This is a genomic window from Streptomyces sp. NPDC050509 (assembly GCF_044457965.1).
In the GTDB taxonomy this organism is placed as follows: Bacteria; Actinomycetota; Actinomycetes; order Streptomycetales; family Streptomycetaceae; genus Streptomyces.
In genome coordinates this window covers 50,862-64,548 of record NZ_JBITHL010000008.1, presented here as the reverse complement: position 1 = coordinate 64,548, position 13,687 = coordinate 50,862, and the positions used below count along the sequence as shown (strand labels likewise).

The following is a 13,687-nucleotide window of genomic DNA, read 5'->3' as shown; positions in this document are numbered from 1 at the left end:
CTTTCCCGAGCCCACGCCCGCACCGCCTGGAAGAGGCACCACGATGCCCGTGCCCACGGAAGAACTGAAGCTGGAGATCGTCAACGCCGCCACGGGGAAGACCCTCGGCGCCAAGGCCGCGCCCGGCGCGGACGGGGCGCTCGTCGCCCGTGACTTCCCCGATGGCGGCCCGAGTCCGGAGCAGTGGCAGCTCACCCCCGTAGAGGCCGCGCAGGACGACGGGGTCTATGTGATCCGCAACGCGGTCAGCGGCAAGGTGCTCGACAACCCCGCCGCCGCGGACCGCGGCGTCCGCCAGTGGGATGCCGCCGCCGGCAGGAAGGGCCAGCAGTGGCATGTCGTCCCCGTCGAGGGCGAAGCGGACCTCTACTTCATCGAGGGCGCGGCCGACGGCTCCGTCCTCGACCTCGCCGACCCCGGCGAGGACGACCCCCGCATCGTCCTGCGCGAGTACGACGACCACACGGAGAGCCAGCGGTGGCGGTTCGTCCCGGCCGAGCCCGAGCGCACCAGCGACCCCGTACTGCGCTGGGCACCACTGACCCACTGGAACGGCCGCCGGTCCTGGCGGCTGGTCCACTCGACCGCGCTGCGGCCGGCACCCGACGCGACGCCCTCCTTCAGCGACGTCCTGCTCGTCGCCGAGCGGTTCGGGAGCGACCAGGACGCCGGTGGGTGGAAAGCCGACGGGTCCCGCCCCTCTCCCGGTGGGCAACCGGCCTGGTGGGCCGGGGCCGGGGCGCGGTTCCTCGCCGACACCACGGGAGCGGGGCGGGCGGACATCGTAGGGTTCGAACCCGCGAAGGGACTTGTGACGTCGTCCAGCAGGGGCGACGGGACGTTCGACGACGAGCGCGTCCTGCACCGGCCGGTGCCCTCCCCGGGGCCGGCGGACCTGTGGACCCTCGTGGACACGACGGGCGACGGCAGGCCTGATGTCGTCATGCTCTCCGCCGACGGTGTCCGGGTGTCCCGGCAGGACGAGGAGGGGACCTTCGCGCCCGCGGGCGGCGAGCTGGTCCTCAGGGCGTTCGGACAGGGCGGGCAGGCCGGCGGGTGGCTTACCGAGAAGCATCCCCGCTTCCTCGTCGACACCACCGGGGACGGCAGGCTCGACATCGTCGGCTGCCACGACGACGGCGTCTGGATGTCGCTCCAGGACGAGGACGGAACGTACGCGCCGCTCGCCGATGAACCCGTTCTCCGGGCTTTCGGGCACAGCGAGAAGGCGGGCGGTTGGCTGGTCGGCAAGCATCCCCGCTTCCTCGTCGACACCACCGGGGACGGCAGGCTCGACATCGTCGGCTGCCACGACGACGGCGTCTGGGTATCGCTCCAGGACGAGGACGGGACGTTCGCCGACCCTCTGTACGTCCTCGGGGACTTCGGGGTCGACCAGGGGTGGACCTCGGTCGAGGAGCACCCCCGGTTCCTGGTCGGGACCACGGGGAACGGCGTACCGGACATCGTCGGGTTCGGCCCGCAGGGCGTCGTCGTCTCCCGCGGACGCGGCGACGGCACGTTCGAACCCTCGAAGCTCGTCCTGAACGACTTCGGGCTCGCCCAGCGGTGGACCAGCGGGAAGCACCTGCGGCTCCTCGCCGACATCACCGGCGACGGCACCCCGGACATCATCGGCTTCGGCGACGAAGGGGTCTGGGTGTCGCACGGCCGCGGCGACGGCACGTTCGAGCAGGCCCAGATGGTGTGCCGCGGGTTCGGGTACAACGAGGACGCGGGCGGCTGGCGGGTCGACCGCCACCCGCGCTTCCTCGCCGACATCACCGGTGACGGGCGCGTCGACATCGTCGGCTTCGGCGGCCCGGGAGTGCACGTGGCCCGAAACCTCTTCCGCCGCTTCAGGACCCGGTAGTCCTCGGAGGACCTCAAGCACGCTTCAGGGCGGCTGGGCCGGGCGGGCGGCATCAGGGCCGCCCGCCGGGACCGTCCGGACCGTCGAGTTGTCGGGCCGTCCCGGCGGGCGGACCATGGGGAAACGTACGGATACGCACGAATACGCATGGATACCCACGGATACGTACGTACCACCTGCGTGCCGCCCCCGAAGGAGGCCGCCCATGGCCAGCCCAGCGATCCGCCACTCCCCCGGCGCCGTCCCCCGCAACCGAGGAGCCGGCCGCCGGTCCACCCGTCGGCGAGGCACCCACCGGCGGCGCGTCAGGCTCGACCAGCAGCTTCCGCTGGACCACCGGCTCAACCAGGTCTACCGTGTCGGCGCCGGGCTGATGGGGCTGGCCCTGATCGCCTTCGGGATCCTCGGGCTGATGGACCGGATCGGCTTCTTCGGTACGGGCGGCCAGCAGGTCGCGGGGCTCAACGCCAACGGCACGCTGAGCGTCCTGTCCATCTGCGTCGGGGTGCTGCTGCTGGCCGGCATGGTGATCGGCGGGAACACCGCGTCGACCGTCAACATGGTCCTCGGTGTCCTCTTCATCCTCAGCGGTTTCGTCAATCTGGCGCTGCTGGACACCAGTTACAACTTCCTCGCCTTCCATCTCCAGAACGTGCTCTTCAGCTTTGTCGTCGGGCTGCTGCTGATGTTCTTCGGGATGTACGGCAGAGTCAGCGGCAGCCTCCCGCACGAGAACCCGTACTGGCGGGCCCGCCACCCGGAGGAGGCGGAGCGTGAACAGCGGCGCAGGGCCATGGACGACAGCGCCCGGGGGCGGCTGCGCGTCGGATAATCTGAGGCGTATGCCTCGCTACGAGTACCGCTGCCGCTCCTGTGGTGACACCTTCGAACTCAGCCGCCCGATGGCGGAGTCCGGGGCGCCCGCGTCCTGCCCCGAGGGGCACGCCGACACCGTGAAGCTGCTCTCCACCGTCGCGGTCGGCGGCACCGCCAAGGGCGGCGCCCCGGCCCCCGCCGCCGGTGGCGGAGGGGGCGGCGGCTGCTGCGGGGGCGGCTGCTGCGGCTGAGGCCGTCAGGAAGCGGCGTCCAGCAGGCGGCGCAGGATCTCCTCGCCCGCCGCGACACCCGTGTGCGGGAGTACGTCGACGTGCGGGGCGCGCCAGTCCGCTTCGGCCAGTTCGCCGTGGCCGGGGCGCCACGCGCGGTCGGCGGCCAGCAGCAGGTCCGCGTCGAGCAGCGAGTCACCGGCGGCCAGGGTGAGCCCGGCACCGCTCCTGCGGGCCACCTCCCGCATGGCCGCGCTCTTGGTGAGCGGGCGCGGTACGGCGTAGATCTTGCGGCCCTGGAGCGAGACCGTCCAGCCGCGCTCCCCCGCCCAGCCGGCCAGCTCCTTCACCCAGCCCTCGGGCAGCAGCGCGCGTTCGACGACCAGATAGGCGAACAGGTCCTCGGCGACCCGCTCCTTGAGGAGCCACGCCGGGTCGGCGGTCGCGTTCAGATGCGCGCGGACCTCGGCGAGCGGCGCGCACTCGGCGGCCAGCCGCTCCGCCACCTCGGCCTGCCACCGCGGGTCGGAGACACCGTCGACCAGGAGATGCCCGCCGTTGGCGCAGATCGCGAACTTCGGCGCGGGGCCCGGCAGATGGATCCGGCCGTACTGCTCGCGGGTACGGGTCGTCGTCGGTACGAAGACGGTGGTGCGGGCGAGCCGGTCGAGGAGCGCCGCGGCCGTCTCCGTCAGATACGACAGCGGCCGGCTCTCGTAGACCTCGACGCAGAGCAGCCGGGGCGCCTGGGCGTCCGACATCGGGAGCTGGAGGGCGGCGGCGGAGTAGATGAGGGTGCGGTCCAGGTCGCTGGCGACCAGGACCGGGGTGCCCGGGGCGGTGGCGGTCACGGGGTGGCCACCGCCTTGCCGTCGGCGCCGGTCGCGCCCCGCGTGTACTGGGGGTGGATCAGCCCGACGCAGGTGTACGGAAGGCCGTCGACCTCTTCGACGGGCACCCCGCGCTGCTCGGCCAGCAGCCGCACATGGTCGAGGTCGGCGCCCGCGCCGCGCTGCGCGAGGATCTTCCAGGGGACGCGGCGCAGCAGGACGCGGGTGGTCTCGCCGACGCCCGGCTTGACCAGGTTCACGTCGTGGATGCCGTACTCCTCGCTGATCCGCTCGACGGCCGCCCACCCCTCCCAGGTGGGGGCGCGGTCCGCGGCGAGGAGGTCCTTGACCTCGGCGTCGACGGCGTCCGCGACCTCGTCGAAGCGGGCCGCGACGGTGTCGAGGAAGTGCTCCGAGACATCGGCCCCGGCGAGCTCCCGGTAGTACTTCGCGCCGTGGAAGTCGTCCGGGCCGACCAGGTCGGCGCGGAGCACCGTACGGGATATCAGCCCGGAGACCGTGGAGTTGAGGCAGGCGGAGGGGACGAGGAAGTCCTCGCGGGTGCCGTACGTCCGTACGCAGCCGCCCGGGTCGGCGAGGACGGCGATCTCCGGGTCGAAGCCGTCGAACCCGGCCAGGGCGTCGGCCAGTTCGCGGGTGATGGCGCCCTTGCCGGTCCAGCCGTCGACGAAGACCACGTCGGCCGGGTCGTGGTGGGCGGCGAGCCAGCGCAGGGCGTTGGCGTCGATGCCCCGGCCGCGCACGATGGAGACGGCGTAGTGCGGCAGGTCCAGGCCGTGGCGGTGCCGGGCCCAGCGGCGCATCAGGACGCCGACGGGTGTGCCGGCGCGGGCCAGCGAGACCAGTACGGGGCGGGGTGAGCGTTCGGCGAGGACGGTCTCGGTGACCGTGCCGACGGCGCGGGCGACCCGGGCGGCCGAGGTCTCCAGCGCGGCGGCGTACAGCTCCTGGTACCGCTCGCTCGGCTGGTACTCCACGGGCAGGGACTCGGCGTAGTGCGCGCCCCCGCTCTGGATGGCCTCTTCGCGCTCCTCGGTCGGGGCCTCCAGCTCGACGTCGGAGAGGTCCTGGAGGAGCCAGCCGACGTCCTCGGGCGCGTACGAGGAGAAGGCGGGGCCCCGGAGGGGTTCGGCCGGCATGAGGGGGTCCTGTCGTTCTGAGAGGTACGTCTCCGGGCTGGGCGTCTCCGGGCTGGGCGTCTCTGAGCTGTGGGAGGGGATGTACGAGGGGACGACCGCCAGGAGCACGCGGGGCGTGTGCTCGGCGAGGCGGGCCAGCAGGCCGTCGGGGGCGTGCAGCGCGGCGGTGTCGGCGACGGAGTCGACCACCGCGACGACGGCGTCGAAGCCGCCGCCCGCGACGTTGTACGCGTACCGGTCGCCGCCGTCGTCCGCCGCGGTGTCGTGGGCCGGGAAGACGAGGCGGCTGCGTATCGCGTAGCCGGGGTCGTCCACGGCCAGCACGGGCGAGCGCGTCGTGGTGGAGTACCGCACCTCCGGGCGTGCCTCCGGCCCCGCGTCCCTGTCTCCGTCTCCGGCTCCGGCTCCGGCTCCGTACGTACGCTCCAGTTCCACGGCCAGCCGCAGCGGCGCGTACATCAGCTCCTCGAAGCCGAGGACGAGGACGCGCCGGGCCCCGCCAAGGCCGGCCGCGAGGTCGCGGGCCATCGCGGGCAGCGCCGCCTCCAGCTCCGCCCGGTGGGCCGGGGTGAAGCCGTGCCGGCCGCCGTCCGGGACCCCGGCGGGCCAGCGCAGGGCGACCCGGGACGGCCGGGGGTCGAGCGTGGGCGCGGGCGTGCCCGGCGCCGCGTCCCCTACCGGTGCCTCGTGGCGCGCCACCAGCTCCTGGCCCTTCTCCAGGACACCGTCCGGGAGCCGGACCGTACCGGAGGCCAGGGTGACCAGGTCGACGCGCGCCCCGATCTCGCGGGCGAACTCGGCGAGCCGTCCCTGATCGGCCGGTGACCGCATGTCGACCAGCGCGACGATCACGTACCAGCGCCGGGGGTAGCGGTCGTGCAGGGCGCGGATCGTGTTCAGGACGGTGTTGCCGGTGGAGAACTCGTCGTCGACGAGGACCAGCGGCCCGTCCGAGGCCAGCAGCCCGGGGTCCTCGGGCAGCAGCAGGTGGGAGGTGGCGTGCGAGTGGGACTCCTCGAAGCCGCCCGCGCGCGCGACGCCCGCGACGGCGCGGCGTGTGGAGTGCAGGTACGGGGCGTGGCGCACGCCGTCCGCGACCGCGTGACCGAGCCCGGTCGCGGTCTCGGCGTAACCGAGCACCAGCGCCCGCGCGACGTCCGCGCCCAGCAGCTCCCGTACCCGCTCCCCCAGCCGGACGCCCGTTCCGTGGACGACGGCGGGGCTCTGCGGCACGTGCTTGCCCAGCACGTTCGAGACGAGGAGGTGGGCGCGCTTGGGGTTGCGGCGCAGGGCGAGACCGAGCAGGTCCCGCAGTCCGTCGTCGCCGGTCAGCTCTATGCCCAGCCGCTCGGCGACCCATGTGCCCGACCAGACCATGCCGGTGTTCTCCTCCGTGTCCGTGATCTTCCCCGTATCCGTGAACGTCGTCGTATCCGTGCCCGTGAGCGTCTCCGTGGCGGCGCTCCGTGGTCCGCGCGTCCGTTCCCGCCCGCTCACTCCGCGAGTCCGGCGGTCAGCAGCTCCACGAAGCCGACGTCCTCGCGGGCGACGCCGAAGACCTCGGCCCGCAGGAGGGTGCGCTCGGCCCAGGCGCGGTGCGGCTTCACCTCGTTCATCTTGTTCGTGTACGCGGAGCGCAGCACCCCGCCGCCGTCCCGTTCGGGGCGCAGGATGTCCTGGGCGTCGCTGAACTCCTCGTGGCTGACGACCGACAGCGCGTGTACGGGCGGGACGTGCGACGGGTGGATGCACGTCTTGCCCATGAGGCCGTTGGCGCGGTCGAGTTCGATCTCGCGCAGCAGGCCGTCGAGGTCGTGCTCGATCAGGGCCGTGCGCAGCTCCTCCGCGCGCCCTTCGAGGAAGGGGCTGCGGCGGAGCTGGGGCTTGAACATGCGCTCCTGGAGCCGGAAGTACTCCCAGACGGGGCCGGTGATCGTGAAGCCCGTGCCGTCGGCGCGGCCCAGGACGTTGACGACGTCCGCGATGACCCCGGCGACGATCCGCACGTCGTACGCCGTCATGTCGGGCGAGCGGCGCAGTCCGTACGCGGAGCAGAAGTCGGTGACGCCCAGGCGCAGGGCGAGGACCCGTTCGCGGTACTTGTCGACGGCGTTGGCGATGCCGGTGAGCGTCGCCGTCCTGGTCTCCAGGTGGAGGAGTTCGGGCGATTCGAGGACGGGCATGGCGTAGAGCGTGCGTCCGCAGGCGGCCTCCGCCTCGGCGAGGGCCTCCAGGAAGGCGGTGCCGCGCTCCTCGGTGAACTTGGGGAGTACGAATCCGGACAGCAGCCGGACCGAGGCGCCCATGCGCCGGACGAGGTCGGGGATCTGCTCCGGTTCGCGGACGCGGATGAAGAGCAGCGGTGTCCCGGCGCCCCGCTCGTCGAGGTCGGCGAACTGGCGCACCAGGTTGGCCTCGGCGTCCTCGACCTCGGCGTCGTGGATGGAATCCTCCAGGCAGAGCACCATGGAGACGACTCCGCGCCCGGCCTGCTTCAGGACGTCGTCCGCCAGCCGGGGCCGGGTCGCCGGGCTGTAGAGGGTGGCCCCGAGTGCGGCCGAGAGCAGCCTGGCGGGGGACCCGGCGGTGAACTCGCACGGTTCCTGGTGGAACAGGCCCTTGCGGGCAGCGGGCGGGATATGCCCGAAATGACGCATGTAAACCCCCCGTACCGCCAATATGGCCCGTTGGTCATGTGGCCGGTAATAGTACGTATGGACGGGTGTCAAGAGTTCCCCGGGCGCATGAAATCCTGGTAACTCGTCTGCTTCGCGGTGGCTCCACCGACGTACCGGCCGTACGGCCGGCGGTACGGAACGTGGCGGAGGGGCCGCCACGTTGTCCCCGTGGGCGGTGGGAAGGCAGGATGACCGGTATGACGCACGCGATGCTCAAGGGCTCGAACGTCCCCCTCGACGCCACGGCCGTACGGGCCGTGCTGCGCTGGTCTCCCGGCGCCGGGGTCCCGGATGTGGACGCCTCGGCGCTGCTGCTCGGCTCCGGCGGCCGGGTCAGGTCCGACGAGGACTTCGTCTTCTACAACCAGCCGAGGCATCCGTCCGGGGTGGTGCGCAGGCTGCCCAAGAAGCAGGTCGGCGAATGGCTGACCGACTCCGTCGAGGCGGACCTCACCGCGCTCGACCCCTCGGTCGAACAGGTCGTCCTGGCCGCCTCCTCGGACGGCGCGAGCTTCCAGCACGTGAGCGACCTGCGGATCATGCTGTACGACGCGGGCGCGGCCGACGGGGAGCCGCTGGCCGTCTTCGACGTCCAGCCGGAGACCGGCGAGGAGACCGCGATCATCTGCGGTGAGCTGTACCGGCGCGGGGACTCCTGGAAGTTCCGCGCCGTGGGGCAGGGGTATCCGACCGGGCTGATCGGCCTCGCCACCGCGTTCGGCATCTCGGTCGACGACACGGAGGGGCCGGCCGGGGCGGAGGCACCGGAGGAAGGCACGATCGCCGCCGACCCCGGCGCCGACACCGTGTTCCACCCCGGGCCTGACGCCACGGAGGCCACCCGGCCCGCGGCCCAGCTCCCGCCGCTCCCGGTCCCGCCTTCCGCGTACGGCTATCCGCAGCCCGACCTGCCCGCCGCCCAGCCGCCCTACGGCTATCCGCAGCCCGTCTCGGCGCCGCGTCCGCAGCCCGCGTACGGCTATCCGCAGCCGGCCGCCGCGGCGGCGCCCGCCCCGGATCCGCACTTCAGGCTGCCTCCGATGGGCCCGCAGTTCGCCCGCCAGTAGCGCGGCGCACGACGGCGGTCCACCGGCCGGTGGACCGCCGTCGGTCAGTCCACGCGGCCCGGGGCGCCCGTACCGGTCCTTCCCGGTCAAGGCCGCCTCTCCTCAGGTCTTCGCCTTGTAGCCGCGGCCCCACTGGAGGCCCCAGCCGTACAGCCGGTCCAACTCGGCCTGGAAGCCGTACACGTACTTCACCTCGCGGCGGACGACCAGATCGCCCTTGACGTTCTGCAGCGAGAAGACGGCACAGGACCGGGCCTGCGGCTCGTCGTCGTCGAGGTCGATCTCGATCCGCGGGCCGTTGCTCGGGTAGAGCGTCACATGCGCGCGCGTACGGTTGAACGCGGGCGTCTGGTCGTAGATGTAGACGAAGAACAGCAGGCGCTTTATCTCGTCCCGGTTGTCGAGGTTGACATAGACGGTCTCCCCGGAGCCCGCCCCGAACCGGTCGTCGCCGCTGAGCTTCACGTACGGCGGGTCGTTGAGGTCCCCGAGGAAGTTGCCCAGGGGCTGTACGACGCCCTTGCTGCCGTCCATCAGTTCGTACATGCAGCCGAGGTCCAGGTCGACATTGACCACGCCCTGCGTATGGGCCTGGACCACCTCGGGCTTGAAGAGCTTGAGCGGGTTGCCCAGGAGCTTGCCGCTCTGGCGCGAGCGCCCCCCGATGTCGGAGGTGCGCATCTGCCAGGAGAGGTTCACCCGGAGGTTACCGGTCGCCGCGCCCTGCTTGGAGAGCGAGATCGTCGGGCGCCGCTTGGTCAGCTCGATGGAGTTGGACGCGCTGCCCGAATCGAATTGTGATGCCCTTTGCCCCTGCCACAGGTTGTCCCAGAAGGCCATGCCCCCACCCCACTCCTGTCGTCCACTCGTCGTCCTGCTCGTCGTCCCGCGTGCCAAAAGTCCGTCATATCGGCACGGCAGAACGGGGCGGCCGGTAGGCTCCCGCCTCTTGGCCGCCCCGTTCAACAGGGTTCCCTGGATCCGCTCCGTGTCACACCCCTGAGCACCGGCTCACGGGAGGGCTCACCGGAGCATGCGCTCAGACGTGGAGCGCCGTCTTGTCCCCGTCGGCGTCCTTGCCGCCGCCTTCCGCTTCGAGCGCCTTGTTACGGCGCACGGAGGACCAGAAGGAGGCCGCGATGAGAATGACCCCGACCAGACCCGTGATGATCTCGTTGATGGAGTGCTCGATGGTGATGAGCAGGATCGCGGCCAGCGCACCGATCGCGTAGTGCGCGCCGTGCTCCAGGTAGACGTAGTCGTCCAGGGTGCCCTCACGGACCAGGTACACCGTCAGCGAACGGACGTACATCGCGCCGATGCCGAGGCCCAGCGCCATCCAGAAGATGTGGTTCGTGATGGCGAAGGCACCGATCACGCCGTCGAAGGAGAAGGACGCGTCCAGGACCTCCAGGTACAGGAAGAGGAAGAACGCCGCCTTGCCGGCCAGGCCGATCGCGGAGACCTCCTTGCCCTCGGCCTTGGCCTTCTCCTCCTCCTCGTGCTCGCGCTCCTCCTCCTCGTCGAGTTTGTCCTCGAAGTAGCCCGAGAGACCGCCGACGACGAGATAGGTGATGAGACCGGCGATGCCTGCCAGCAGCACGGTGGCCGACTTGTCCGCGTACCCGGTACTGGTGTGCGCGTTGGTCGCGAAGGTCATGGCCGTGACCAGCAGGACGATCAGCGCGACGCAGGCCGACAGCATGTCGACCTTGCCGAGCTTGGCCAGCGGGCGCTCCAGCCAGGCGAGCCACTTGATGTCCCGGTCCTCGAAGATGAAGTCCAGGAAGATCATCAGCAGGAACATGCCACCGAAGGCGGCGATCGCCGGGTGGGCGTCGGTGACCAGGTCCTCGTAACGGCCTGGATCGTCCATCGCCAGTTGGACGGCCTCGATGGGCCCGACCTTGGCACTGATGGCGACGATGACGACGGGGAAGACCAGTCGCATACCGAACACGGCGATGAGGATGCCGATGGTGAGGAAGATCTTCTGCCAGAAGGCATTCATCTTCTTCAGGATCCCGGCGTTGACGACCGCGTTGTCGAAGGACAGCGAGATCTCAAGGACCGACAGGATCAGTACGATCCCGAACGCCTCCCACCCCCACTGCCAGGCCGCGAAGGCCAGGCCGATCGCCGTGATGGCGAACGACCAGCCGAAGGTTTTCAGGATCACTGGCTACCCCATCTGGTGATTAACGGGTTTTCCCCCGCGCAGCGTACTGCTTTACGAAACGTTGACCCCGAAGTCTAGAGCGATGCCCCGCAGGCCCGACGCGTACCCCTGGCCCACGGCCCGGAACTTCCATTCACCGCCGTACCGGTACAACTCACCGAAGATCATCGCCGTCTCCGTGGAGGCGTCCTCGCTGAGGTCGTAACGGGCGAGTTCCTGGCCGTCGGCCTGGTTCACGACCCGGATGAAAGCGTTGGCGACCTGGCCGAACGTCTGGCCGCGATTGTCGGCGTCATGGATCGACACCGGGAAAACGATCTTGTCGCAGTGGGCCGGGACCTGGGGGAGATCGACGATCAGTGATTCGTCGTCGCCGTCGCCCTCACCGGTCAGGTTGTCCCCGGTGTGCTGGACGGAGCCTTCGGGGCTCGTCAGGTTGTTGTAGAAGATGAAGAACTGGTCCCCGAGCACGCGCCCTGACTGGCAGAGCAGCGCGCTGGCGTCGAGGTCGAAGTCCGCTCCGGTGGTGGAGCGGGCGTCCCAGCCGAGCCCGACCAACACCTGGGTGAGGTTGGGTGCGGCTTTGGAGAGGGAGACATTGCCTCCCTTGGCGAGTGTGACGCCCATGATGGTGAGTCCTCCCCGAGGTGGTGTTCGTGCCGTGCTGACAGGCGGGACGCGCCTGAGGTCCTGCCCGTTCCGTACCCGGTCATGCCGTTCGTGCCCGTACCGAGATCATGCCGTCCCCGCCCGTGTCCGCGCACCCACTCTCCGGGACCGGTACGAACCCGGGACCTGGGACGGTACGAACCCGGGACCTGGGACCGGTGCGGGGACCTGGTCCGGTCCGGGCCGGTCCGGGCCGGTCCGGGGACGCGTCCGGCGCCGCACGGAAGGTGCGGCGCCGGAGGCGGGGGTACGGAGGGACGGTCGGCTCAGACGTTGACGCCGAAGTCCTGGGCGATACCGCGCAGACCCGAGGCGTACCCCTGGCCGATGGCGCGGAACTTCCACTCCGCGCCGTTGCGGTACAGCTCGCCGAAGACCATCGCGGTCTCCGTCGAGGCGTCCTCGCTCAGGTCGTAACGCGCCAGCTCGTTGTTGTCGGCCTGGTTGACGACGCGGATGAACGCGTTGCGCACCTGGCCGAAGGACTGCTGACGGCCCTCCGCCTCGTAGATCGAGACAGGGAAGACGATCTTGTCGACGTCGGCGGGGACCGCGGCCAGATTGACCTTGATCGCCTCGTCGTCGCCCTCGCCCTCACCGGTGAGGTTGTCACCGGTGTGCTCGACGGAGCCGTCCGGGCTCTTGAGGTTGTTGAAGAAGATGAAGTTCCCGTCGATGGCGACCTTGCCCTCGGCGTTCGTCAGCAGGGCGCTGGCGTCGAGGTCGAAGTCACTGCCGGTGGTGCTGCGTGCGTCCCAGCCCAGACCCACGGTGACCGCGGTCAGGTTGGGCGCGGCCTTGGTCAGCGAGACGTTTCCGCCCTTGCTGAGGCTGACTCCCACGAGTCCTCCCTATGGTGTGAAGCGTTGGCATCCGATCAACGACTGGATCCTAGTGACCGGTTCCCGGCCCTTGCGCGTTTTCGGCGGTCGATACGGGGATGTCGCGTCAGAACAGGGTGCGCGTCAGAGCGACGCGAGGGCCTTGACGTACTCGTCGAGGTCCCGGGCGTCGGGCAGGGCGTTGACGACGCTCCAGCGCACGACGCCCTCCTTGTCGATGATGAAGGTGCCGCGCACCGCGCACCCCTTCTCCTCGTCGAAGACGCCGTACGCGCGCGAAACGTTGCCGTGCGGCCAGAAGTCCGACAGCAGCGGGTACTCCAGGCCCTCCTGCTCGGCGAAGACCCGCAGGGTGTGGATGGAGTCGTTCGAGACGGCGAGCAACTGGGTGTCGTCGTTGACGAACGAGGGCAGCTCGTCGCGCAGGGCGCAGAGCTCGCCGGTGCACACACCGGTGAAGGCGAAGGGGTAGAAGAGCAGCACCACGTTCTTGGCGCCGCCGGCCGCGTCGGCCCCGCGGAAGTCGGACAGCCGCACGGTCCGCCCGTGGTTGTCCTTCAGCTCGAAGTCCGGGGCAGGGGTGCCGACCTCGATCGCCATGGATGCACGTCCTTTCGAAGGCTCGGCGCGGCGGTCCCGATGCCAGGGGCGGCATCCGGCCCACACGCCGGGTGGACCTCCGAGCCTACGCAAAGGGCTCCCGAAGGGATCGGTGGCCCCGAGATCACGCACACACGCAAAAGGGCCCCCGCCGACGAGGTCGGCGGGGGCCTTCAAGGCTGCGCTGCTGGTACCGGTGGTGGCACCAGGGGCTGCCGCTTCATTGCGCGCCCGAGGCGGCGCCGGGGGTCAGCGCTTGCTCTTCGCCGCCTTGGGCGTGACGAGCCGGCTGCCGGTCCAGTCCTTGCCCGCGTTGATGCTCTTGGTCTGGGACAGGCCCGCGGTCTGGGACGCCTCGTTGATGTCGCTCGGTTCGACGTAGCCGTCACGGCCGGTCTTGGGCGTCAGCAGCCAGATCACTCCGCCGTCCTCGATCAAACCGATGGCGTCCACCAGCGCGTCCGTAAGGTCGCCGTCCTCGTCACGGAACCACAGAGCGACGGCGTCGGCCACGTCGTCGTAGTCCTCGTCGACAAGATCCTGGCCGGTGATGGCCTCGATGGACTCGCGGAGATCCTGGTCGACGTCGTCGTCGTAACCGATCTCCTGGACCACCTGTCCGGGTTCGAACCCAAGCCGTGCGGCAAGGTTGGTCCGTTCCTCCGCGTGGTCCGCGGTCGCGCTCACGGATTGCCTCCTGATCATGTTTCGATTAAACGCTTCGGGCCGCGCGCGTACGCGGG

13 protein-coding genes are annotated in these 13,687 nt (G+C 70.7%); 4 read left to right on the top strand and 9 right to left on the bottom strand.

Going from position 1 to position 13,687, the window contains the following annotated elements; all coding sequences use genetic code 11:
• The first annotated feature begins 43 nt into the window (after positions 1 to 43).
• From ACIBJC_RS22920 to ACIBJC_RS22910, 3 genes are all read left to right on the top strand, one after another.
• Positions 44 to 1,873 carry an FG-GAP-like repeat-containing protein gene (locus tag ACIBJC_RS22920; RefSeq protein WP_399295295.1) on the top strand — a complete coding sequence of 610 codons (1,830 nt, stop codon included), beginning with the start codon at positions 44 to 46 and terminating at the stop codon, positions 1,871 to 1,873.
• Between the two features lie 205 nt (positions 1,874 to 2,078).
• Positions 2,079 to 2,705 (top strand): DUF4383 domain-containing protein, encoded by a 627-nt coding sequence (locus ACIBJC_RS22915; protein ID WP_399295293.1) that lies wholly within the window; start codon positions 2,079 to 2,081, stop codon positions 2,703 to 2,705.
• Between the two features lie 10 nt (positions 2,706 to 2,715).
• Positions 2,716 to 2,940, top strand: coding sequence for a zinc ribbon domain-containing protein (locus ACIBJC_RS22910; protein ID WP_329827321.1), 225 nt, complete (start codon positions 2,716 to 2,718; stop codon positions 2,938 to 2,940).
• Between the two features lie 5 nt (positions 2,941 to 2,945).
• Here ACIBJC_RS22910 and ACIBJC_RS22905 read toward each other — a convergent pair whose 3' ends face one another.
• From ACIBJC_RS22905 to ACIBJC_RS22895, 3 genes are all read right to left on the bottom strand, one after another.
• A complete protein-coding gene (locus ACIBJC_RS22905; protein WP_399295291.1) occupies positions 2,946 to 3,770 on the bottom strand; it encodes an HAD family hydrolase in 825 nt (274 codons plus the stop codon).
• Positions 3,767 to 6,286, bottom strand: coding sequence for a phosphoribosyltransferase (locus ACIBJC_RS22900; protein ID WP_399296001.1), 2,520 nt, complete (start codon positions 6,284 to 6,286; stop codon positions 3,767 to 3,769). The genes ACIBJC_RS22905 and ACIBJC_RS22900 overlap by 4 nt, the downstream gene beginning before the upstream one ends.
• A 116-nt stretch (positions 6,287 to 6,402) precedes the next feature.
• Positions 6,403 to 7,566, bottom strand: coding sequence for an HpcH/HpaI aldolase/citrate lyase family protein (locus ACIBJC_RS22895; protein WP_399295289.1), 1,164 nt, complete (start codon positions 7,564 to 7,566; stop codon positions 6,403 to 6,405).
• 218 nt (positions 7,567 to 7,784) lie between these two features.
• Here ACIBJC_RS22895 and ACIBJC_RS22890 point away from each other — a divergent pair, with 218 nt between their 5' ends.
• Positions 7,785 to 8,654, top strand: coding sequence for a TerD family protein (locus ACIBJC_RS22890; RefSeq protein WP_399295288.1), 870 nt, complete (start codon positions 7,785 to 7,787; stop codon positions 8,652 to 8,654).
• Between the two features lie 102 nt (positions 8,655 to 8,756).
• Here the strand turns inward: ACIBJC_RS22890 and ACIBJC_RS22885 are convergent, their stop codons facing one another.
• The 6 genes from ACIBJC_RS22885 to ACIBJC_RS22860 all read right to left on the bottom strand — a co-directional run bounded on the left by ACIBJC_RS22885 (position 8,757) and on the right by ACIBJC_RS22860 (position 13,631).
• Entirely contained in the window at positions 8,757 to 9,494 is a 738-nt protein-coding gene (locus tag ACIBJC_RS22885; protein WP_329827318.1) for a Tellurium resistance, read from the bottom strand.
• 199 nt (positions 9,495 to 9,693) lie between these two features.
• On the bottom strand, positions 9,694 to 10,833 hold the full coding sequence (locus tag ACIBJC_RS22880; protein WP_399295285.1) for a DUF475 domain-containing protein: 1,140 nt from the start codon (positions 10,831 to 10,833) through the stop codon (positions 9,694 to 9,696).
• A 51-nt stretch (positions 10,834 to 10,884) separates the two neighbouring features.
• A complete protein-coding gene (locus ACIBJC_RS22875) occupies positions 10,885 to 11,460 on the bottom strand; it encodes a TerD family protein (RefSeq protein WP_329827316.1) in 576 nt (191 codons plus the stop codon).
• 308 nt (positions 11,461 to 11,768) lie between these two features.
• Positions 11,769 to 12,344 carry a TerD family protein gene (locus tag ACIBJC_RS22870; RefSeq protein WP_399295283.1) on the bottom strand — a complete coding sequence of 192 codons (576 nt, stop codon included), beginning with the start codon at positions 12,342 to 12,344 and terminating at the stop codon, positions 11,769 to 11,771.
• A gap of 123 nt (positions 12,345 to 12,467) precedes the next feature.
• Positions 12,468 to 12,944: a peroxiredoxin gene (locus ACIBJC_RS22865; protein ID WP_399295281.1), complete on the bottom strand. Its 477-nt coding sequence runs from the start codon at positions 12,942 to 12,944 to the stop codon at positions 12,468 to 12,470.
• 249 nt (positions 12,945 to 13,193) lie between these two features.
• Positions 13,194 to 13,631, bottom strand: coding sequence for a DUF3052 domain-containing protein (locus ACIBJC_RS22860; protein ID WP_329827313.1), 438 nt, complete (start codon positions 13,629 to 13,631; stop codon positions 13,194 to 13,196).
• Positions 13,632 to 13,687 lie beyond the last annotated feature (56 nt).

Excerpts from the sequence above, each read along its gene's own strand:
- ACIBJC_RS22875 (WP_329827316.1), bottom strand. The coding sequence starts at position 11,460 with ATGGGCGTCACACTCGCCAAGGGAGGCAATGTCTCCCTCTCCAAAGCC.
- ACIBJC_RS22910 (WP_329827321.1), top strand. The coding sequence starts at position 2,716 with ATGCCTCGCTACGAGTACCGCTGCCGCTCCTGTGGTGACACCTTCGAA.
- ACIBJC_RS22865 (WP_399295281.1), bottom strand. The coding sequence starts at position 12,944 with ATGGCGATCGAGGTCGGCACCCCTGCCCCGGACTTCGAGCTGAAGGAC.
- ACIBJC_RS22920 (WP_399295295.1), top strand. The coding sequence starts at position 44 with ATGCCCGTGCCCACGGAAGAACTGAAGCTGGAGATCGTCAACGCCGCC.
- ACIBJC_RS22890 (WP_399295288.1), top strand. The coding sequence starts at position 7,785 with ATGACGCACGCGATGCTCAAGGGCTCGAACGTCCCCCTCGACGCCACG.
- ACIBJC_RS22885 (WP_329827318.1), bottom strand. The coding sequence starts at position 9,494 with ATGGCCTTCTGGGACAACCTGTGGCAGGGGCAAAGGGCATCACAATTC.
- ACIBJC_RS22895 (WP_399295289.1), bottom strand. The coding sequence starts at position 7,566 with ATGCGTCATTTCGGGCATATCCCGCCCGCTGCCCGCAAGGGCCTGTTC.
- ACIBJC_RS22915 (WP_399295293.1), top strand. The coding sequence starts at position 2,079 with ATGGCCAGCCCAGCGATCCGCCACTCCCCCGGCGCCGTCCCCCGCAAC.
- ACIBJC_RS22900 (WP_399296001.1), bottom strand. The coding sequence starts at position 6,286 with ATGGTCTGGTCGGGCACATGGGTCGCCGAGCGGCTGGGCATAGAGCTG.